The 19,439-nt window shown below is 66.8% G+C and carries 18 protein-coding genes and 1 riboswitch; of the genes, 7 read left to right on the top strand and 11 right to left on the bottom strand.

Features of this window, described 5'->3' with window-relative positions; genetic code table 11:
• From ACLV74_RS21540 to ACLV74_RS21550, 3 genes are all read left to right on the top strand, one after another.
• Positions 1-235 (top strand): hypothetical protein (locus ACLV74_RS21540; RefSeq protein WP_411881462.1); only part of this gene is annotated, 235 nt, incomplete at its 5' end.
• A 219-nt stretch (positions 236-454) separates the two neighbouring features.
• Positions 455-874 (top strand): PPC domain-containing DNA-binding protein, encoded by a 420-nt coding sequence (locus tag ACLV74_RS21545; RefSeq protein ID WP_411881463.1) that lies wholly within the window; start codon positions 455-457, stop codon positions 872-874.
• A 103-nt stretch (positions 875-977) separates the two neighbouring features.
• Positions 978-1,301 (top strand): hypothetical protein, encoded by a 324-nt coding sequence (locus tag ACLV74_RS21550; protein ID WP_411881464.1) that lies wholly within the window; start codon positions 978-980, stop codon positions 1,299-1,301.
• Positions 1,302-1,347: 46 nt separating this feature from the next.
• Here ACLV74_RS21550 and ACLV74_RS21555 read toward each other — a convergent pair whose 3' ends face one another.
• The 4 genes from ACLV74_RS21555 to ACLV74_RS21570 all read right to left on the bottom strand — a co-directional run bounded on the left by ACLV74_RS21555 (position 1,348) and on the right by ACLV74_RS21570 (position 5,642).
• Positions 1,348-2,277 carry a TIGR03915 family putative DNA repair protein gene (locus ACLV74_RS21555; protein WP_411881465.1) on the bottom strand — a complete coding sequence of 310 codons (930 nt, stop codon included), beginning with the start codon at positions 2,275-2,277 and terminating at the stop codon, positions 1,348-1,350.
• A 245-nt stretch (positions 2,278-2,522) separates the two neighbouring features.
• On the bottom strand, positions 2,523-3,545 hold the full coding sequence (locus tag ACLV74_RS21560) for a lysylphosphatidylglycerol synthase domain-containing protein (protein WP_411881466.1): 1,023 nt from the start codon (positions 3,543-3,545) through the stop codon (positions 2,523-2,525).
• 7 nt (positions 3,546-3,552) lie between these two features.
• Positions 3,553-4,836 carry a cardiolipin synthase ClsB gene (gene clsB, locus ACLV74_RS21565; protein ID WP_411881467.1) on the bottom strand — a complete coding sequence of 428 codons (1,284 nt, stop codon included), beginning with the start codon at positions 4,834-4,836 and terminating at the stop codon, positions 3,553-3,555.
• 2 nt (positions 4,837-4,838) lie between these two features.
• Positions 4,839-5,642 (bottom strand): endonuclease/exonuclease/phosphatase family protein, encoded by an 804-nt coding sequence (locus ACLV74_RS21570; RefSeq protein WP_411881512.1) that lies wholly within the window; start codon positions 5,640-5,642, stop codon positions 4,839-4,841.
• Positions 5,643-6,093: 451 nt separating this feature from the next.
• Here ACLV74_RS21570 and ACLV74_RS21575 point away from each other — a divergent pair, with 451 nt between their 5' ends.
• Together ACLV74_RS21575 and ACLV74_RS21580 are read left to right on the top strand one after the other, a co-directional pair.
• Positions 6,094-6,516 (top strand): hypothetical protein, encoded by a 423-nt coding sequence (locus ACLV74_RS21575; protein WP_411881468.1) that lies wholly within the window; start codon positions 6,094-6,096, stop codon positions 6,514-6,516.
• Between the two features lie 165 nt (positions 6,517-6,681).
• Positions 6,682-7,200: a hypothetical protein gene (locus ACLV74_RS21580; protein ID WP_411881469.1), complete on the top strand. Its 519-nt coding sequence runs from the start codon at positions 6,682-6,684 to the stop codon at positions 7,198-7,200.
• 103 nt (positions 7,201-7,303) lie between these two features.
• Here ACLV74_RS21580 and ACLV74_RS21585 read toward each other — a convergent pair whose 3' ends face one another.
• The 7 genes from ACLV74_RS21585 to ACLV74_RS21615 form a co-directional block, all read right to left on the bottom strand.
• Positions 7,304-8,374 (bottom strand): flavodoxin family protein, encoded by a 1,071-nt coding sequence (locus ACLV74_RS21585; RefSeq protein WP_411881470.1) that lies wholly within the window; start codon positions 8,372-8,374, stop codon positions 7,304-7,306.
• A 158-nt stretch (positions 8,375-8,532) separates the two neighbouring features.
• The gene (locus ACLV74_RS21590) at positions 8,533-9,090 is read right to left on the bottom strand and encodes a Spy/CpxP family protein refolding chaperone (protein WP_411881471.1); all 558 of its coding nucleotides are present in this window, start codon (positions 9,088-9,090) and stop codon (positions 8,533-8,535) included.
• Positions 9,091-9,423: 333 nt separating this feature from the next.
• Positions 9,424-10,719 (bottom strand): four-carbon acid sugar kinase family protein, encoded by a 1,296-nt coding sequence (locus ACLV74_RS21595; protein WP_411881472.1) that lies wholly within the window; start codon positions 10,717-10,719, stop codon positions 9,424-9,426.
• Positions 10,720-10,836: 117 nt separating this feature from the next.
• Positions 10,837-12,111, bottom strand: coding sequence for a ribulose-bisphosphate carboxylase large subunit family protein (locus ACLV74_RS21600; RefSeq protein ID WP_411881473.1), 1,275 nt, complete (start codon positions 12,109-12,111; stop codon positions 10,837-10,839).
• A 21-nt stretch (positions 12,112-12,132) separates the two neighbouring features.
• A complete protein-coding gene (locus ACLV74_RS21605; protein WP_411881474.1) occupies positions 12,133-12,672 on the bottom strand; it encodes a VOC family protein in 540 nt (179 codons plus the stop codon).
• Between the two features lie 36 nt (positions 12,673-12,708).
• Entirely contained in the window at positions 12,709-14,592 is a 1,884-nt protein-coding gene (locus ACLV74_RS21610) for a TRAP transporter large permease subunit (protein WP_411881475.1), read from the bottom strand.
• A gap of 208 nt (positions 14,593-14,800) precedes the next feature.
• On the bottom strand, positions 14,801-15,820 hold the full coding sequence (locus ACLV74_RS21615; RefSeq protein WP_411881476.1) for a TRAP transporter substrate-binding protein: 1,020 nt from the start codon (positions 15,818-15,820) through the stop codon (positions 14,801-14,803).
• A gap of 114 nt (positions 15,821-15,934) precedes the next feature.
• Between ACLV74_RS21615 and ACLV74_RS21620 the strand changes: the two genes are divergently transcribed.
• Positions 15,935-16,999: a LacI family DNA-binding transcriptional regulator gene (locus ACLV74_RS21620; RefSeq protein WP_411881477.1), complete on the top strand. Its 1,065-nt coding sequence runs from the start codon at positions 15,935-15,937 to the stop codon at positions 16,997-16,999.
• A 169-nt stretch (positions 17,000-17,168) separates the two neighbouring features.
• A riboswitch (TPP riboswitch) is annotated at positions 17,169-17,289 on the top strand.
• 82 nt (positions 17,290-17,371) lie between these two features.
• Positions 17,372-19,288, top strand: coding sequence for a phosphomethylpyrimidine synthase ThiC (gene thiC, locus ACLV74_RS21625; RefSeq protein WP_411881478.1), 1,917 nt, complete (start codon positions 17,372-17,374; stop codon positions 19,286-19,288).
• Positions 19,289-19,439: the final 151 nt, after the last annotated feature.

Below are 19,439 nucleotides of genomic sequence, written 5' to 3' on the forward strand. Positions count from 1 at the left end.
CGCTCAGGTGCTGCTCTCGAATCATCTTGACGATCTGCACCTTGAACGCCGCATCGAACGATCGCCTGGTCTTGGCTTTGGTCATTTCTATTCCTCTCAGACATTGATTTCCCTCATCGGGATGTCTTTTGAAATTAGACCAGCACAGTTTGGTATTTTTCCTCCCCCGTTCCCACCCCTTGTGGATGCGCCGAGGAGCGGAGGTCCAGACGGATCAGGGCAAAAACTTGTTTGAGCCGCAGGCGAGTTGTTTTTGACCCCGGCTGGACCGAGCACCGCAGGTTGCCCGCAGCGAAGCGAAGGGACGCAGCAACCAGGGTCGCCTTTCTTTTGGGTACTTTTCTTTGGCGAAGCAAAGAAAAGTGCCTCGCCCGCCGGGGCGAGACCCGGCCAGCAAGCGCAAGAGGAGCGCACCCCTCTTGAACAAAAACAGCCCCACCATTACCCTAACCCAATGCCCCAAACCCACGTCCTTCGCCTGAGCCCCGGAGAAGACCTCCGCTCAGCCCTCAACACCGCCTTCGCCCAGCTGCAGGCGGAGCAGCACGCCACCGCCGCCTGCGTGATCTCGGCGGTTGGCAGCCTGTCCCGCGCCGTCCTGCGCTACGCAGCCGAGCCCGAGGGCACGCTGCTGGTCGAACCGCTGGAACTGATCACGCTGTCGGGCACGCTGAGCCCGGACGGCGCGCACCTGCATGCCAGCGTGGCGACGGCGCGCGGGGAGATGCGGGGCGGGCATGTGATGGCGGGCTGCATGGTGCGGACGACGGCGGAGATCGTGCTGGCGCCGTTGCCGGGCTGGGTGTTTTCGCGTGCGCTCGATGCGCAAACGGGATTCAAGGAGCTGGTGGCCCAGCCTGTAGGCCGGCCCTGACAGCGATGCCGGTATTCCGGGACATGACGCCTTTGCGGGAATCGGCGTAGAGTCAAACGACAAGCGTGCGCCGGTCAGCGCGCGGACTCAAGGAGAACACGCCATGCAGAAAAAACACTTTGCCGCTTTCGCGCTGGCCGCATGGGCCTTGCCTTGGGCCGCCGCGCAAACCATGCAGTCGGGATCGGCGCCGCCCGAGCCGCCCGGGTTGAATCCGGGCGCGGTGCAAACGCCCCCGGCGCCCTTGAACAACCCGCTGAACCGCAATCCTTCGCGCCGGGCGCTGGTGCCCGACAACACGCCGCCCCCGCCGCCCGACCCGCGTGATTCCAGTGTTCGGCCCGTGCTGCCGCCCGGCAGTTTTGACAGCCGCGACACCGTGTTGCCGCCGCCCGCGCCCACGGCATCGGACGCCCGCAAGCCCTGATGGTGTTTCGCGGCGCCTGCCGCGGGGCAGTGCGCGGTCTTGGCCGCTATGACCGCGACAGCGGCTGGCTGGAGGCGGCCTGGCCCGGACTTTGCGCCCTGGGCGCATGGGCCTTGCGGCCCGCCGCGCCGCGGCCCTTGCGGTAGCGCTGCGGCGAGGCCGCGGCTTTCTGCATCATGCGCCGCCTCCTGAGGCGGGCCGGGTGGAACACCTGCTCGTACTGCGTGAGCCAGTGCTGCTCGCCGGCGTCCAGCGTGGGCGCGTCCTGCGGGTCGGCGCCGGGGCCGAAGCGCAGGGCCACCGTGCCCTCATCCTGCGGGCCCAGGTAGTCTGATTCGACGCTGCTTTCGGGCGTGAGGATGGCCCAGCGCATCTGGGAAAAACGTTTGGCGAAGAAGGGCGCGACCGCGTCGACGATGTGGTGTTCGGGCTCGTACCAGGCCACGTGCAGCGGGCCGGCCAGGGGGCGGGCCCTGAAGGTGTCGTCCTGCACCGAGCGAAAGCGCAGCTGGGCTTTCATGGCCTGCATGTCCTGGCGCACGTCTTCGGCCATGCGGCGGGCTTCTTCCATGTCGGCGTCGAGCGGGTTGTGGCGCAGCTGGGGCTCGTGCACCAGGCGCCACAGCAGGCGGTAGAGCAGCTTGAAGCGCTGGGGATTGTTGTGCAGCACGGCGGCCTGGCACATGGCGAAGAACTCGGGCGGCACATGGACGGCGGGGGCGTCGCTGAAGGCGGGGCTGTGGGCGGTGCCGGCGGCCTTGGGGCTTTCGAGCGGCGTGTCGCTGCAGCGCCAGCTCACCTGCTCGGGCAGGATGTTCTGCGCCAGCAGGCCGCGCGCGGCGCGGCGAAAGCCTTCAAAGTCCGCCTGGCCTTGCAGCGTGACGGGCAGCAAGGCCTGGGGAAAGAGGTCGGTCGTCAGCAGGTCATTCATCACGCCCATGCGGTACATCCTTTCTTCTTCACGGTCTGACTTCATGTTGCCGCCGCGGGTTCAAGCGCGGCTGTAGGCAAAGAGGCCGACTTCCCGGGTGCGGGCGGCGCATCGCCAGGAAAGAGAACACCAAAAACACTGTATCAATATACAGTAGTTTGTGGTCATGGACACAAGGATGGGCGCGAAAACCCGCACGGGGTGTGGCTTTGGCGCCTAAAGCAGGGGGAAAGCGCCTGGTGGCGGGCTGGCGGGGGGTAGCGCGGCGCGGGGCGGGCGTTTCGCGGGGACTAGGCGGCGCGGGGTGCCCGGGCCGCGCGCTTGAGTTTTTTGGCGCGGGCTTCCATGACGAGGTAGGCCGCGCTGGCGATGCCCAGCGGCGCCAGGTAATAGATGACGCGGTAGGCGACCAGCGCGGCCAGCAGCTCGGCCTGCGGCATCAGGTGCGAGAGCAGGGCGACGAACACGGCCTCCAGCACGCCCAGGCCGGCCGGTATGTGGGTGATGACGCCGGCGACGGCGGCCAGCAGCAGCACGGCGACGACGGCGGAAAACTCGATGCGGTGTTGCAGCAGGATGAACAGGATGCCCGACATGACGAGCCAGTTGCCGGCGCCCATCAGCAGCTGCAGGCAGGCCAGCCGCGGCGCGGGCAGTTCGATGGTGTGGCCGCGCAGCTCGAAGTGGCGGCGGCGCGTGAAGGCGCAGACGCCCAAATAGGCGGCGGCCGCCGCCAGCAGCGCGAGGCCGGCCAGGCGCAGGTGGCCGGCGCTGACGGGCCAGTCGGGCGGCAGGGTGGGCGGGTGCAGGCTGAACACCAGGCCGGCCAGCAGCACATAACCCATCCAGTTGGCCAGCATGCTGATGGACATGATGCGGGTGATGGCGCCGGGCTTCAGGCCCAGGCGCGAATACAGCCGGAAGCGGAAGGCCACGCCGCCCACCACCGAGCCCAGGTTGAGGTTGAAGGCGTAGCTGATGAAGGTGACCAGCATGACGGTGGGGGTGCTGAGCGTGTGGCCGGTGTAGCGCCGGCCCAGCAGGTCAAAACAGCTGTAGAGCGTGAAGCTGGCCACGGCCAGCGCCACGGCGCCCCAGGCGGCGGTGAGGGGGTATTGCTCAAGCGAGGTCAGGACCTCGCCCCATTGGATGCTGCGCGCCTGCGACACCAGCAGGCCGGCGACGAGCAGGAAGAACACGGTGGTGGCGATGCGCCTGAACCAGGGCCACCAGGGCCGTCCGCGCAGGGGGACTCGCGGAACACGCGCGGGAATCGCGGGGTTTGCGAGAGGCAGGCTGCGGCTGTCGGCCATCAGGCGCTCACACGGGTTTGGCCTGGCCCACCGGCTCGGGATCGGAGCCGCCGGACGGGGGAAGGTCTTGCCCGGCGGGTGTGAGGCGCGGCGCGTGCGCGGGCAGCCAGCCGGCCCAGGCCGGGTAGCGGCGCAGCAGGTGAAAGATGAAGTAGCTGCGCACGGTGCGCCACCAACTGGGCTCCACCAGGTCTTTGCGGTCTATCTGTTTGCAGCTGTGCTGCATCAGCGCGTCCAGCCGCTCGCCCAGTTCCTGGTTGAAGGCGCGGTCGCGGATGACGACGTTGGCCTCGAGGTTGAGCGAGAGGCTGAGCGGGTCGAGGTTGCTGGAACCGACAGTGGCCCATTCGCCGTCGATGGCGGCGACCTTGCCGTGCAGCGGGCGCTCGCAGTATTCGTAGATGCGCACGCCGGCGTCCAGCAGGTGGTGGTAGAGCATGCTGGCGGCGGTCTTGACGATGGGCATGTCGGGCTCGCCCTGCAGGATGAGGCGCACGTCCACGCCGCGCCTGGCGGCCCGGCGCATTTCCTTGAGCAGCCGGTAGCCGGGAAAGAAGTAGGCGTTGGCGATGATGACGCGGCTGCGCGCGGTGCGTATGGCCGCGCGGTAGTGGCGCTCGATGTCGTTGGTGTGCTTGCGGTTGTCGCGGGTGACGAACAGCGCCGAGGCCTCGCCCGCGGGCGCGGGGATGTTGTCGCGGCGCAGGGCGCCGGCCAGCGAGCGCGCGTGGCCGGCCAGGCGCTCGCGCAGGCCTTCGGGCGGCTCGGCGCCGGCATTGCGCCAGCCGGCGGCGAGAGCCCGGTGCACAAAGCTGTGGATGTCGGCGACCAGGGGGCCTTCGATTTCCACGGCGTAGTCCTGCTTGGCCTGGGGGCCGAAGTCGGCCAGGTGGTCGGCCGAATAATTGATGCCGCCCACAAAGGCGCGCTCGCCGTCGACCACCACGATCTTGCGGTGCATGCGGCGAAACAGGTTGGTGCGCCAGCCCCAGAGCTTGGCGCCCGGGTCGAACACGTGCACGCGCACGCCGGCGCGCGTGAGGGTGGAGATGAATTCGGGCGACAGATCGGGCGAGCCGTAGCCGTCTATGGTGATGTCGACCTGCACGCCGCGCCGCGCGGCCTGGTGCAGGGCCGCGTGCAGTTCTTCGCCGACCTTGTCTTCAAACAGGATGAAGGTTTCCACCACGACCTCGCGCTTGGCGGCGGCGATGCACTCGAACACGCGCGGAAAAAATTCCTCGCCGTTTTCAAGCAGGCGAAACTTGTTGCCACTGACCCAACGGCTCATCTTCAAAGCTCGATTTCTGCCGCTAGGGGCGCATGGTCTGAGAGATGCGACCAGGGCCGCAGCGGCAGCACCACGGGCGCATGGCCTATGGCGTTGCGCACATAGATGCGGTCCAGCCGCAGCAGCGGCAGGCGCGCGGGGAAGGTGCGCGCCGCATGGCCGTTGGCCTGCACGAAGACCTCGTGCAGTTCGGCGCCTTTTTCGAGTTGCGCGTGGGCGCGGTGGCGCCAGTCGTTGAAGTCGCCGGCCACCACCACGGGCGCGTGCGGCGGGATGTCCTTGCGCACGAGTTCGCAGAGCATGTCCATCTGCTTTTCGCGGTGGCTTTCCATCAGGCCCAGGTGCACGCAGATGGCGTGCACGTTGACGCTGCGGCCGGGGATCTGCAGCTCGCAGTGCAGCAGGCCGCGGCGCTCGGGGCCGCTGATGGAGACGTCGCGGTTTTCAAAACGCACGATGGGAAATTTGGACAGCACCGCGTTGCCGTGGTGGCCGTTGGTGTAGACGGCGTTGCGGCCGTAGGCGAACTGCGGCCAGATGGTGTCGGCCAGGAATTCGTAGTGCGGCGTCTCGGGGTAGTTGTCGAACTTGTCCTGGTGCTTGACGTGGTTGCCCGTCACTTCCTGCAGGAACACCACGTCGGCGCCCACGCTGCGCACCGCTTCGCGGAGCTCGGGCAGGATGAACTTGCGGTTGAAGAAGGTAAAGCCCTTGTGGATGTTGACCGTGAGCACCTTGAAGGAGAACGAGGACTCGGGGCTGACCGCGGCCAGCGCGGTCTGCGTGTCGGCCTCGACGGCGGCCATGTCGACCTGCGTGCCCGCCTTGGGGGGCGTCACGGGGACGGCGACGGACAGCGCGTCGGGCGCGCCGCGGGGGGAAGAGTCGGATGGCGATGTCTGCATAGGGGAAAAGCGGGCCGCGGGTTGGGCGGCAGGTAAACAGGTGACAGGTAAGCGGGCTTATGGCCCGGACGTTGATTGTGATCCCGCGTGTATTCCCGCAGGTGTAGGACAGAAACTTATTTCTCTGTTTGTACAGCGCCCGGCCTGGCCCGTGCTGCCCTGGTGTGCCGGCGGCAACCACAGGGCGCGGGCGCAGTGTCCTACATGGTGCGGCGTGCCTCTCCGATAAGACTGTCCTTGCCTGCTCGCTAAATTGAAATCAGCCCGTCAAAAGATCAGGGCGTGATTCTCAACATCCACTGCCTTATCTATTTGGGGCCAACTGAAGGAAATTATGATGAAGAAATACTCAATGCGTTCCGTTCCCGCCGCTGCAGCCATCGCCGCAGCCATGTTGTTTGGCGTGCAGGCTTATGCACAGACCACCAGCACGATGCCCAACACCACAACGCCCCCCGGCAGCACCAAAGCCAAGGACGCCGTGACGGCTGCCCCGGCAACCAATGCCGCGGCCCGCGCAGGTGCCGAAGCCAACAACAGCTCGGGCAATCCCGTGGCCAGCGGCAACACGCAAATCGGCGGCACGACCAAGGCCAAGGACGCGGTGATGGCCGCTCCCACAGGCGGCATGGCCAAGGACGCTGATGCACGGACTGCCGCCAAGGCTGAAAAGCGTGAAAAGCGCGCCGCCAAGAAGGCGAAGAACCAGGCCGCACGCGACATGGCCGCCACGTCCAATGCCGGCGCCCCACCCGTCACCGGCGGTACCAAGTAAGACAACCGATTCGCCTCAGAGGATGGAGCGGCCATGAAAAAGCCGCGCATGACCTTGAGGCGCCCCGGCCCCTGCAGGCCGGGGTCGGGCCAAGGCGATTTCGCCGCGGCCCTCCCCAGGTGAGCCGCCTTCCGGCATGCCCACCGTTTTTCCAAGGAGATTGATATGTCCAAGTTCACCATTCGTTCCATTCCCGCAGCCGCTGCCCTGACCCTGCTCGCGGCCCTTGCTTCCCCTGGCGTGTATGCGCAGGGCCTGGGCGTCGGCGTAGGCGCCGGTGCCGGCGTGAATGCCGGCTCGGGCGCGCGCACCACAGGCGCTGCCGCCAACACGGGCGCAGGCCTGGGCGTGTCGCTCGGCCAGAACACCAACATTGACGCTGGCGTGCGCGCCAATGCGGCAGCAGGCGGCGACAGCGGCTCCGGCATGAACAGCGGCCGGGTTGGCACAGGCGCCAATGCAGGCGCGGGTGTCAATGCATCGGGCGCGGGCAACATGGGCGGCCAGGCCGCAGGCGCGGTGGACAGCACCGGCCGTGCGGTTGCCCGCACGGGCAGCGCCGTGAAGAGCGGCGCCAAGCGAACCTATAACGGTGTCAGCAACGGCGTCGGCAATGCCACAGGCAGCGTCCAGGGTGGCGCGCGCGTGCAGGGCGGTGCCGACCTCAGCGGCGGCACCAAGTAAGCGTGTAAAACGCAAGGCCTGAATTCAGGCGCCCTGTGCGCCTGGGTTCTCGTCAATACCGGGCGCGGGGTTAACCTGCCGCCCGGTATTTTTTGGGCGGCTCTTATTTGGGCCGCGGCCGTGGCAGGTCTTTGTCGGGTTGCGACGGCGTGCCCGCGCGCAATTCCTTGACCGCACCGGCCACGGCTTTCGCCACATTGCGCACTTCGGCCAGCACGGCCTTGTCGGCGTCCAGCGTGTTGTGGCTGGTGGCATAGGGTTCGTAGTAGCCGATGAAGCGGTCCAGCCTGGCCTGGCTGCCGGCGTCTATCAAGCCCATCCAGTCCAGCCAGTCTGTGAGGCTGCGGCGCGCGCCCTCGATGCCGGCGACGTCGCCGTGCACCACCACGCCGTAAGCGCGGCCGGCCAGGTGTTTGGGATAGTCCCAGCCTTTCATTTCGAGCGACTTGGCTTCCGACGGCGTTTTGCCGTGCGTGCTGGTGGGGTCGGGGTTGCCGCCGTCGGCGCAGACCAGGCGGTCCACCATGAGCTTGAGCGGGCTGGGCGACTGGTACCAGTAGACCGGCGTGAGGATGATGACGCCGTGCGCGGCCGTCCAGCGTTCGTAGATCTCGGCCATCCAGTCGCTGGTCTGCCCCAGCGAATGGTTGGGGTAGCAACTGCAGGGCCAGTGGCACAGCGGCATGGCGGTGGAGACACAGCCCTTGCACGGGTGGATGTTCAGGTTGTAGCTGGAGGTCAGCAGGCTCAGGTCCAGCACGTCGGTGGCCATGCCGGCGCTTTCGAGCGTGGTCTTGGCGGTGTTGAGCAGCCGCCAGGTCTTGGAGATCTCGCCGGGGCAGGTGCCGTCGTTGCGGGCCGAGCCGCAGATGAGCAGCACGCGGGACGGCGTGGCGGGTTTCTTCCATTCGGCCGCGGCTTTTTTCAGGCGCGCGCGGGTTTCCAGCCATTCGGTGGACAGTTCGTATTCGGGGTCGGCAAAGCCCTTGCCGGCCTTGCGCGTGAAGGGTGCCTTGCGGCCCTCCTTGTAGGCGTCCCAGGCCAGCGCTTCGACGCGCGCCAGGGCTTCGTCTTCATCGCGGAAGGCCGGGTCCACAAAGGATTGCATGAAGCGTTCGTGGAAGGCGGTGCGCGACAACACGGCGGGTGCCTGGCCCTTGCGGATCTTGATCATCGGCCCAGTTTAGTCAGCGCGCAGTGTGGAAACGGGTGCATTCGATGCCGTCCTACGCGGGCTCCCGGTGGTGTCCGGCGACATGCGGCACGCATAAAAAAGCCCGCACCGGCTTGCGGTGCGGGCTTTGGGGAGAGCGCTTTTTAACGCGCCGCGGCTTAACCCTTTTGCGGGGCCGGGCCGCCGTGATGGCGGGGGCCGCCACCGTGCGGGCCGTGCTTTTTGTGCTCGGCGTCAAAGGTCTTTTGCTGCTCGGGGCTCAGCGCAGCGTAAAAGGTCTTGGTGGCTTCGCCGCGCTTGTCCATGGCCGTGTTCATTTCGGCCATGCGCTGGGTGCGCATTTCCTTCATCTTGTCGATGCGTTGCGGCGTGGTCAGCTTGTCGAACTCGGCGCGTTGTTCAGGCGTGGGGCGCGCGCCGTGTGCGGGCGGTTGCATGGACGCCGTGTAGCTGGTCCACGCGCCTTCCTGGGCGGGCGTGATTTTCAGCTTGGCCTTGAGCTCGGCCTGGCGCTTGGCGATCCAGGCTTGCATCTTGGCGGGGTCATGGCGTGCCATGCGGTCGCCGTGCGGGCCGGCGGGTTTGCCGGCGACGGGCGGAGAACCTGCGGGCGGGGCGGGAGGCGTCTGTGCCATGGCACCGGCGCCCACGGTAGCCAGCAGGCCGGCGAGGACGAGGCTGTTGAGGGAAGCGGAGCGGTTGAATGCGAATTTCATGGAGAACTTCCTTTCAAAGAGAAGAAGCCTGAAATCCATCGCCCGTGACATACGGCTTTTGGCTTCAGGTTGAGAGCAAGTGTGGCGGCCCACTGTTTCCGAGCCATTGCCCGATGGTAAAGATTCACCCCTGTTGGGGCTCACTGCGTGTAGCCCCCTCTCCCCTTGCAGGGACGGCGCCCTGCGGCCTGGCGAAGCAAGTTCCGCGGAGAGATGGATACACCCCTATCGGCACTCACTTCGTGTAGTACCTTTTCCCCTTGCAGGGGACGGGGCCTGCGGCCTGGCGAAGCCAGTTCCGCGGCCCCTGCTGGTGAACACCGTGCCTCTTGGTCAGTTCGTTCCGTGCAGCAGTGTCTCGAACAAATCCTCGCCGCCCATCTGGCCGCCCTTGAGCATGATCTCCATGCCGTCGAGCGTGGCCTGGTCGCTGTGCAGGCGGCACAGGGCGACGCCGGGTGCGAGTTGCGCGGCGTAGGACAGGCCCCAGGCATCGAGCGCCTGCACGGCGTGGCTGGAGGTGTCGCCGCCGGCAATGCCGAGGCGGCGCAGGGGCACGGCCTTGAGCACGCGTGCGAGCAGGTCGCCGCAGGCCTGGGCCAGCGCGCGGCCGTCCGTGGTGGCGTTGCTTGCGCCATCGGCCGAGGTGCAGGCCAGCACATGGCGGCCCTGGGCCAGCAGCGCTGCGATCTGCGCTGCCATCTGCTGTGCATAGTCCGCGTCGCCTGTGAGGCGGGCGGCGTTGAGCGCGACCTGCCGATAGGCGCTTGCGGCCTGCACTTGCCGCGCGGTCACCGGCGACAGGCTGCCGGCCAGCACCAGCACCGGGCCGCTGGCCGCGTCTACGCGAGGAGGCGCCGCTTCATCACCGGCCTGCCAGTGCGCGGCCAGGGCCTGGACCACGCTGCTGGGTCCTGCGGCCAGCAGGTTTTGCTGTTGCGCGCGCTGCCAGATCAGGCGGCCCACGGTGGCCAGGTGGCCGGCGTGGGCGACGTCCAGCAGCACGGCGTCGGGCTTGCCGGCCAGCAGCGTGTCCAGTTGCGCGTCCAGCGCGGCGTCATCCTGCTCGTAGTCGGGATAGGCGATGGCGGCCACTTGCGCCAGGCCCTGCGCGGCGAGGTGGCGGCGCAGGTCGGCTTCGTGCATGGGCGTGACGGGGTGCCGGCTCATGGTGGGGTGGCGGTCCAGTCGGTGCACGGCGGGGCCGGCGCCGGCGAACAGGTTGCCGAACACGCAGTAGCGCCTGAGGTTGGGCTGGCCGCCGACGATGGGCACAAAGGCATTGCCGGCATGCGGCTGCAGGATGCGGATGGCCGCGCCTATGCTGCCGACCTGGGGCGCGCTGTCAAAGGTCGAGCAGGTCTTGTAGTGCATGACGGGCGCACCCAGCCGCGCGAACAGGCGGCCCACGGGTTCAAGTTCGGCGCGCATCTCGTCGGGGTTCATGGCGCGGGCCGCGCCGGCGATGCCCAGGCAGTCCAGCGGGCCGGCGCGTTGCAGTTGCGCATCCGTGGGCAGGCCGAGAAAGAGCAGGCTGCGCAGGCCGGCGCGCGCGGCCGTGGCCAGGGTGTCGGTGGCGCCCGTGAAGTCGTCGCCGTAGTAAGCGACTTTCAGGCTAGAGACACTCACAAAACCCTCCTGGCGTTGTTGCAGTCGCCTTGCCGTGCTGTAGCACTGTCTGCGGCGACGCGCCTAGCCAGGACCGCTTCGCTGGGTTTTGTGAGCGTCTCTAGGGTGGCCATATGGTTATTTACCGAAGAAAGCCAGCGCCGCCGCGAGTTCGGGCGCGCTGCGCGCATGCTCGGCCAGCGCCACGCCGGCGCGTGTGGCTTCCCAGGCCTGGCGGATGCTGGCCACGCCGGCGGCGGGGCCGCCCGGGTGGGCGAGTATGCCGCCGCCGGACATGAAGAGCAGGTCGTCGCTTTTGACGGCGGCCCAGGTGGCGGGCACGGTGCCAGCCCACTGGCCCGAGGAGAAGGCCGGCATGACGCGGTCGTCGACGCCGTGGGTGCCGTCGGTCAGCGGCGTGTAGCAGTCCTGCGCGGATTCGATGACTTCTTCGTCGGATTGCGAGAACTTGCCCTGCAGGCCGTGCACGTGCATGTGGTCCACGCCGGCCAGGCGCCACAGCGTCTGGTAGGCCTGGAAGGACATGCCCAGCAGCGGGTGCCGGGACAGCGCGCCGTAGCCGTTGCGGTGGCCGTGGATGGCCAGGCCCGTGTGGCGGCGCAGCGTCTGCATGCCGGAGTGGCCGCACCAGTTGAGGCTGGCCATGACGCAGCTGCCGCCTTCGCGCTCGACCAGGTCGGCGTGGCGTTTCATCGCGTCGGTCTCGTCGGTGATGTTGAAGGCCACCATGACGTGCTTGCCGGTGCGCTGCTGGTGATCCCGCACCACGGCCATCACGGCCGGCACGCGTTCGCCCAGCGGCGCGTGGGTGGGGTTGGCGCAGACCTCGTCGTCCTTGATGAAGTCCACGCCGGCCGCGCAGAGGCGCGCCACGAGTTCGGCGGTCTGCGCGGACGAGAAGCCGACGTTGGGCTTGATGATGGTGCCGACCAGGGCGCCCGCGGCCACGCCGGTGACCTTGCGTGTGCCGGCGATGCCGACTTGCGGCATGTCGAAGAAGGCGCGGTAGCCGGCGGACAGCTTCAGGCTTTCCAGGCGCAGGCCGCTGGCCTCGCCGAGGTCGTAGAGGTTGCCCGAGACGGTGGCGGCCAGCGTCGGCAGGTTGGGCCCCACGTTGGCGACGGGAAAGGAGATGCGCACACGCGCGCGGCGCCAGGGCCCGGTGTGGCCCTTGCGTTCGAGCAGGGCGTTGGGCAGGCTGGGCGCGCTCACCGGTTCGAGCTCATCGATCTGCTCGACCGTGGCGCGCGCGCGCAGGCGCAGCTCGTCGGTCTCGCCCTCGACGCGCGCGAAGGTGCCGCAGGACTGTTCGCCCGCCATGACTTCGGCGACCTTGGCGGGCTCCAGCGGTGTTTCGATCAGGTAGGTGGCTTCAAAGCGGTCGGCGTTCATGGCGTGCGTCTTTTGGGTTGTTCAGAGTTTGCTGAGGTCGGGGAAAGGCCGCACCGGGTCGCTGCCGTCCCAGCCTTCGCTCGATGCGCGAATCAGGTCGAACATCTTGCCCTTGGGGCCGGCGACTTCGGACAGCTCGATCACGGTGCCGGGGTGGTATTCGGTGTCGAAATAGATGAAGCGGCCTTTCTCGCCGACTTCGCCGCTCATGACGGGCTTGAATCCCTGCTTGAGCAGGCGCGCCAGGTCGGCGTCGTAGTCGCTGGTCCAGTAGGCGACGTGCTGCAGGCCGGTGCGGCCGGCTTGCTGGAAGTCGCGGTACATGGAGGGCACGTCGTTGCGCGTCTGGATCAGCTCGACCTGCACAAAGCCCGAGTTGGCCAGTGCCACCGAGTTGTGCGGCTCGTGCGATTCGCCGCGGTAGGTGTAGTTCCTGATGGGCACCTTGGGGTTGTAGAACCAGGGGCCCACGCCAAGCGTCTTGCTCCAGTAGTCCATTGCGGCTTCGATGTCGGGCACGACGTAGCCCAGCTGGCGGATCTCGCCGAAAAATTTGCTCATTTGTTTTGCTCCAGTGAAAAGGGAGGAAGTGGGGATTCAGGTTTTGAGGAAACCCGTGGAGAACCAGGGCACGGCGGCCACCAGCGCCAGGCCTATGAGCAGCGCGCCCATATAGGCCCAGATGTAGGGAATGCCTTCGTCGGGGTCGACCTTGCTGACCGCGCAGGCGCCGTAGTAGCCGACGCCGAAGGGCGGCGCGAACAGGCCTATGCCCATGGCGAAGATGACGACCATGGCGTAGTGCACCTCATGCACACCGACCATGCGCGCGATGGGAAAGAGCAGCGGGCCGAACAGCACGATGGCGGGAATGCCTTCGAGCACGCTGCCCAGGATGACAAAGGCCAGGATGGACACCGCGAGGAAACCGTAGGCGCCGCCGGGCAGGCTGCCCATGACGCGGGCCAGGTCCTGCGAGAAGCCCGACTGCGTGAGGCCCCAGGCCATGGCGGTGGCGCAGCCGATGATGAACATGATGGCGCCGGTGAGCGACGCGGTTTCGATCAGCATGGGCATGAGCCGGCGCCACGGGAACTGGCGGTACAGGAAGAGGCCGGCCAGCACCGAGTAGATGATGCCGATGGTGGAGACCTCGGTGGCCGTGGCCACGCCTTCGACCACCGCGGCGCGGATCACGAAGGGCAGGATGATGGCGGGCAGGGCGATCAGCAGCAGCCTGCCGATTTCGCGCTTGCTGTGGCGCACGACGGCGCTCAGGTCTTCATGGCGGTAGCGCCACCAGACGACGGTGCATAGCGCCGCGCCCAGCACCACGGCCGGCAGCAGGCCGCCGGTGAACAGCGCGGCGATGGACACGCCGGTGACCGAGCCTATGGTGATCAGCACGATGGACGGCGGAATGGTTTCGGTCTGCGCGCCGGTGGCCGACAGCAGGGCCACCAGGTCGCCGGGCTTGGCGCCGCGTTTTTTCATTTCGGGGAACAGCACGGGCGCGATCGCCGCCATGTCGGCGATCTTGGAGCCCGAGATGCCGGAGACCAGGTACATCGCGCCTATGAGCACATAGCTGAGGCCGCCGCGCACATGGCCCAGCAGGCTGGCCAGGAACTGGATCATGGCCTTGGCCATGCCGGTCATCTCGATCAACGCGCCCAGGAAGATGAAGAGCGGCACGGCCAGCAAAATCATGTGCGACATGCCCTCGTCCATGCGGCCGACCATGACCAGCAGGGGCGTGGAGGTGGTGAGCGCGAGGTAGCCGAAGGTGGCCAGCGCGAAGGAGAAGGCGATGGGCACGCCCGACAGCACGGTGGCGGCGACGATGCCGACAAAAAACAGGATCAGGTTGAGCTTGCCCAGTGGCTGCAGCAGGGGCTGGGCGAACCAGAAGAGCGCGACCACGGCGGCGGTGCCGGCCAGCGCGATGCCGGCCTGCCTGAAGGTGCTGATGCGCAGCAACCGCAGCACGGCCACGATGACCATCAAGCCCATGCCGATGGGGATGGCCGCGGCGCGCCAGGCGTTGTTGACTTCCATGGCCGCGGTGACGATGAAGCTTTCTTCATAGGCGTATTCCGCGGCCGGGTAGATCACCAGCACCAGGAAGGCGATGGAGGCGGTGATGGCGATGGTGTCCAGCAGCGCGCGGGTATGCGGCTGGACCTTGTTGACCAGCGCCGTCATGCGCATGTGCTCGCCGCGGCGCAGCGCCACGACCGCGCCCAGCATGGACAGCCACAGGAACATGATGGAGGCGAGCTCGTCCGACCAGACCAGCGGCGAGTGGAAGACATACCGCGACACCACGCCGGCGAAGAGCACAAAGATCTCGGCCAGCACCAGGGCGGCGGCGATGGTCTCCACCACACGGCCCAGGCCGCGGTCTGCCGCGTGCGCGAGGCGGCTTAGCGCGTTGGCGGGTGGGGCGTCGGCTGGCGGTTGGGGGGAGGGGTGGGACATAGGGTGAATCTCCGAAGGACGGCGAAAGAGCGGGGGGAGCTAGGAGAGGAGACGCGAACGCCGAGGCAGTTTGTCTTGCTCCTTCTCCCTCCGGGAGAAGGTTGGGATGAGGGTCTCTTCGCCTGGATGAGGGCGGGGCCTGGTTATCGCCGCTGGCCCTCACCCCTGCCCTCTCCCAGAGGGAGAGGGAGGATGACGGGAGAGCCCGTTACGCCAGCTTGCCGACGGATTGTTCCAGCAAGCCCCAGGCCTCGGCCCCAAAACGCTCTTTCCACTCGGAATAGAACCCAGCCTCGCGCAGCTTGGCGCGGAAGCTGTCGGCCGTCGGGCGGTTGATGGCCAGGCCCTTGGATTGCAAATCGGCGACCACGGTTTCGTTGAGTTTCTTGATGTCGTCGCGCTGCTGCAGGCCGGCTTCGTTGATGGCGCGCGCCACGATGGTCTTGAGGTCGGCGGGCAGTTTGTCCCAGGCGCGGCCGTTGGCGATGAACCAGTAGCCGTCCCAGATGTGGTTGGTCAGCGAGCAGAACTTCTGCACTTCATAGAGCTTGGCGACCTGGATGATGGGCAGCGGGTTTTCCTGCGCGTCGACGATTTTTGTCTGCAGCGAGGAATACACCTCGCTGAACTGCAGGCTGGCGGGCGCGGCGCCCAGGCCCTTGAACATGGAGATGGACAGCGGGCTCACCGGCACGCGGATCTTCAGGCCGTCCATGTCCTTGGCGGTGTTGACCGGCGCCTTGCTGCTGGTGGTCTGGCGGAAACCGTTGTCCCACATTTTTTCAAACGCATAGAGGCGGCTCTTGCTGATGGCTTCGCGCACGTGCGCGCCCAGCTTGCCGTCCATGGCGCCCCAGACCTGGTTGTAGTCGCTGAAGGCAAAGCCCACGGCGTTGATGGCGGCCACGGGCACCAGCGTGGCGATGACCAGCGCGGAGGGCGTGAAGAACTCGATGCCGCCTGAGCGCACCTGGGCCAGCATGTCGGTGTCGCCGCCCAGCTGGTTGTTCGGGAAGATCTTGATCTCGACGCGGCCGTTGGACTCTTTCAGGATGCGGTCGGCGGCCTGCTGCGCGCGGATGTTGAGCGGGTGGGTGACGGGCAGGTTGTTGCCGTACTTGTAGGAGAACTCGGCGGCGCGGGCCATGGAGGGCAGGGCGGCGGCGATGCCGGCGGCAGGAACGGCGGACAGGGTGCGCAGCACACTGCGGCGGGTGACTTCGGTCATGGTTTGTCTCCAGTTTTGTTTTGATGCGTTTTGATGCATCATTGGGTGAAAGCAGCGCAACGATAGGCGCAGGGTATTCAATCGTCAAACGAGAATAATGATGGATTTTGATGTATGAGGGTTATCCCTGATGGATTGCAAGGGCCGCAGCAGCGGGCACGCGTGGTCGACATTGCGCGGGCCGCCGGTGTGTCCACCGCCACTGTAGACCGGGTGCTGAACCAGCGCCCCGGCGTGCGCGGCGCCACCGCACAAAAGGTGCTCAAGGCCGCAGCCGAGATGGACTACCTGCCGGAGACGGGCCTCTATGCCGCGCTGGCGGCGCCGCCCATGCGCCTGACCTTTCTGCTGCCCGACGGCAGCAACCGCTTTATCCGCATGCTGGGCGACACGGTGGGCTATTCGCAGGAACACCTGACGCCCTTCAACGTGAAGTGCCGCACGGAGCTGTTTGAAAGCTTCAACCCGCAGCAGCTGGCCGCCAGCCTGCTTCAGCAGGGCAAGCGCAGCGAGGGCATCGCGTTCATGGCGCTGGAACACCCGGCGGTGCGCGAGGCCGTCAGCGAGCTGGCCGAAAAAGGCGTGCCCGCCATCACGCTGATCTCGGACCTGTCGGGCTCGCGGCGCGCCGGTTATGTGGGCCTGGACAACCGCGCCGCCGGGCGCACGGCGGGCTACCTGGTGGGCCGCTTCATCGCGCCCGGCGCGCGCGGCGGCAAGGTGGCGCTGATCGCCGGCTCGCTGAGCTACCGCGCGCATGAGGAGCGCGAGGCCGGCTTCCTGCATGTGATCGAGGAAATGTTTCCCACACTGCAGGTGGTGGGCCTGCGCGAAGGCCAGGACGACGCGCAGAAGAACTACGAGCAGACGCGCACGCTGCTGGAGCAATACCCGGACCTCGCCGGCATCTACAACATAGGCGGCGCCTCCGACGGCGTGGCGCGCGCGCTCAAGGAAATGGGGCGCGAGCACAAGGTGGTCTTCATCGGCCACGGCCTCACGCCGGACACGCGCGCCATGCTGATAGACGGCAGCATGGACGCGGTGATCACGCAGAGCCCGCAGTCGGCCATGATGAGCTGCGTGCGCATGTTCACCAACCTGCGCGATGGGCGGGATGTGATGAGCGGGGTCGACGCGGTGCGCAGCCAGGTGATCTTCCGGGAAAATTTACCCTAACCCCTGTTGGGGCTCACTGCGTGTAGCCCCCTCTCCCCTTGCAGGGGACGGCGCCTGCGGCCTGGCAAAGCCAGTTCCGCGGCCCCCCCGCTTGAAGGGAGAGGCGGGACGAAATCGCGGTGATTGACCGGGGACATTTGCCATGGGTGCGCTGCCTGCCTACAATGGCCCCAGCTTGTCGGGGTGCCAAGGATGTTTCGTAAGGAATACCAAGGCTGAGATCGCAGTATGCGAGACCCGCTGAACCTGATCGGGATTATCCCCGCGTAGGGAACAACGCAATTGGCTCCGGTATTCCGTAGCGGCACCCCACAGACGCCGCCCATGGACCCTCCGGCTCCCCAGCAGGCACCCCACCTCCTGGAGAACCACATGGCCAAAACCCGACTCACCGTTGACACCCAAGACCTCACGAGCCGCATTACGCGCGCGCCGTTTCCGGGGTCGGCAAAAATCTACATCGAAGGCTCGCGTCCGGACATCCGCGTGCCTTTTCGCGAAGTCACGCTGACCGACACGCTGGTGCACGAAGGCGCCGGTGAGCCGCGCCGCGAAGCCAACCCGCCGCTGCGCCTGTACGACGCCTCGGGCGTCTACACCGACCCGGCCTCGCCCATCGACATCACCCGCGGCCTGTTGCCGCTGCGCGGCGCCTGGATCAACGAGCGCCAGGACACCGAAGCCCTGCCCGGCATCAGCAGCGCCTACGGCCGCGAACGCCTGAACGACCCGGCGCTGGCCGCGCTGCGCATGGCGCATGCGCCCGTGCCGCGCCGCGCCAAAGCCGGCGCCAACGTTTCGCAAATGCATTACGCGCGCAAAGGCATCATCACCCCTGAGATGGAATACATCGCGGTGCGCGAAAACCTGGTGCGCGCGCAGCTGGCCGAACGCCTGGCGACCGAGCGCATGCCGAAAAAAGGCCATTCCTTCAACGCGTCCATCCCGAAAGAGATCACGGCCGAGTTCGTGCGCGACGAAGTGGCGCGCGGCCGCGCGGTGATCCCGAACAACATCAACCACCCCGAGAGCGAGCCGATGATCATCGGCCGCAACTTCCTGATCAAGGTCAATGCCAACATCGGCAACTCGGCGGTCACCTCGAGCATTGAGGAGGAAGTTGACAAGCTGGTGTGGTCGATACGCTGGGGTGCCGACACCGTGATGGACCTCTCGACCGGCGAGAACATCCACGAAACCCGCGAATGGATTTTGCGCAACTCGCCGGTGCCCATCGGCACGGTGCCGATTTACCAGGCACTGGAAAAAGTCAACGGCAAGGCCGAGGACCTGACCTGGGAAATCTTCCGCGACACGCTGATCGAGCAGGCCGAGCAGGGCGTGGACTACTTCACCATCCACGCCGGCGTGCGCCTGGCCTATGTGCCGCTCACGGCGAACCGCCTGACGGGCATCGTTTCGCGCGGCGGCTCCATCATGGCCAAGTGGTGCCTGTCGCACCACAAGGAAAGCTTTTTGTACGAGCGCTTTGAAGAGATCTGCGAGATCATGAAAGCGTATGACGTCTGCTTCTCGCTGGGCGACGGCCTGCGCCCGGGCTCGATTGCCGACGCGAACGACGAGGCGCAGTTCGCCGAGCTGCACACGCTGGGCGAGCTGACGCAGATCGCCTGGAGGCACGACGTGCAGGTGATGATCGAGGGCCCGGGCCACGTGCCGCTGCAGCTCGTGAAGGAAAACGTCGACAAGCAGCTGGAGGCCTGCTTCGAGGCGCCCTTCTACACGCTGGGCCCGCTGATCACCGACATCTCGCCGGGCTACGACCACATCTCCTCGGCCATGGGCGCGGCCAACATCGGCTGGTACGGCACGGCCATGCTGTGCTACGTGACGCCCAAGGAGCACCTGGGCCTGCCGAACCGCGACGACGTGAAGCAGGGCCTGATCGCCTACAAGATCGCCGCGCATGCGGGCGACCTGGCCAAGGGTTACCCGGGCGCGCAGATGTGGGACAACGCGGTGTCCAAGGCGCGCTTCGAGTTCCGCTGGGAAGACCAGTTCCGCCTGGCGATAGACCCGGACACGGCCATGGCCTACCACGACGAAACCCTGCCCAAAGAGAATGCCAAGGTGGCGCATTTCTGCTCCATGTGCGGGCCGAAGTTCTGCTCGATGAAAATCTCGCAGGAGGTGCGCGAGTTCGCGCGGCTCAACCCGGCCACCACGACGCTGGCCGCACCCGGCGTGATCGCGATCAAGCAGGTGCACAGCGGCTTTGAGGAAAAAGCCAGGGAGTTTCGTGAGGGTGGCAGCGAGATCTATTCTTGACGTAATGCCCTCTTGTTCCCTTCTCCCTCTTCTCCATTCCCTCTCCCTCTGGGAGAGGGCTAGGGTGAGGGCTCCCCGAATTCCAATGGACGCCTCTTTTTCATCCGCCGCTGGCCCCCACCCCAACCCTCCCCCAGCGGGGGAGGGAGTG

The organism is Polaromonas sp. YR568, assembly GCF_943369415.1.
Classification (GTDB): Bacteria; Pseudomonadota; Gammaproteobacteria; order Burkholderiales; family Burkholderiaceae_C; genus Polaromonas.

Coding starts and splice junctions, on each gene's coding strand:
- ACLV74_RS21545 (WP_411881463.1), top strand. CDS start 455: ATGCCCCAAACCCACGTCCTTCGCCTGAGCCCCGGAGAAGACCTCCGC.
- ACLV74_RS21550 (WP_411881464.1), top strand. CDS start 978: ATGCAGAAAAAACACTTTGCCGCTTTCGCGCTGGCCGCATGGGCCTTG.
- ACLV74_RS21555 (WP_411881465.1), bottom strand. CDS start 2,277: ATGAAGTCAGACCGTGAAGAAGAAAGGATGTACCGCATGGGCGTGATG.
- ACLV74_RS21560 (WP_411881466.1), bottom strand. CDS start 3,545: ATGGCCGACAGCCGCAGCCTGCCTCTCGCAAACCCCGCGATTCCCGCG.
- clsB (WP_411881467.1), bottom strand. CDS start 4,836: ATGAGCCGTTGGGTCAGTGGCAACAAGTTTCGCCTGCTTGAAAACGGC.
- ACLV74_RS21570 (WP_411881512.1), bottom strand. CDS start 5,642: ATGGCCGCCGTCGAGGCCGACACGCAGACCGCGCTGGCCGCGGTCAGC.
- ACLV74_RS21575 (WP_411881468.1), top strand. CDS start 6,094: ATGCGTTCCGTTCCCGCCGCTGCAGCCATCGCCGCAGCCATGTTGTTT.
- ACLV74_RS21580 (WP_411881469.1), top strand. CDS start 6,682: ATGTCCAAGTTCACCATTCGTTCCATTCCCGCAGCCGCTGCCCTGACC.
- ACLV74_RS21585 (WP_411881470.1), bottom strand. CDS start 8,374: ATGATCAAGATCCGCAAGGGCCAGGCACCCGCCGTGTTGTCGCGCACC.
- ACLV74_RS21590 (WP_411881471.1), bottom strand. CDS start 9,090: ATGAAATTCGCATTCAACCGCTCCGCTTCCCTCAACAGCCTCGTCCTC.
- ACLV74_RS21600 (WP_411881473.1), bottom strand. CDS start 12,111: ATGAACGCCGACCGCTTTGAAGCCACCTACCTGATCGAAACACCGCTG.
- ACLV74_RS21605 (WP_411881474.1), bottom strand. CDS start 12,672: ATGAGCAAATTTTTCGGCGAGATCCGCCAGCTGGGCTACGTCGTGCCC.
- ACLV74_RS21610 (WP_411881475.1), bottom strand. CDS start 14,592: ATGTCCCACCCCTCCCCCCAACCGCCAGCCGACGCCCCACCCGCCAAC.
- ACLV74_RS21615 (WP_411881476.1), bottom strand. CDS start 15,820: ATGACCGAAGTCACCCGCCGCAGTGTGCTGCGCACCCTGTCCGCCGTT.
- ACLV74_RS21620 (WP_411881477.1), top strand. CDS start 15,935: ATGAGGGTTATCCCTGATGGATTGCAAGGGCCGCAGCAGCGGGCACGC.
- thiC (WP_411881478.1), top strand. CDS start 17,372: ATGGCCAAAACCCGACTCACCGTTGACACCCAAGACCTCACGAGCCGC.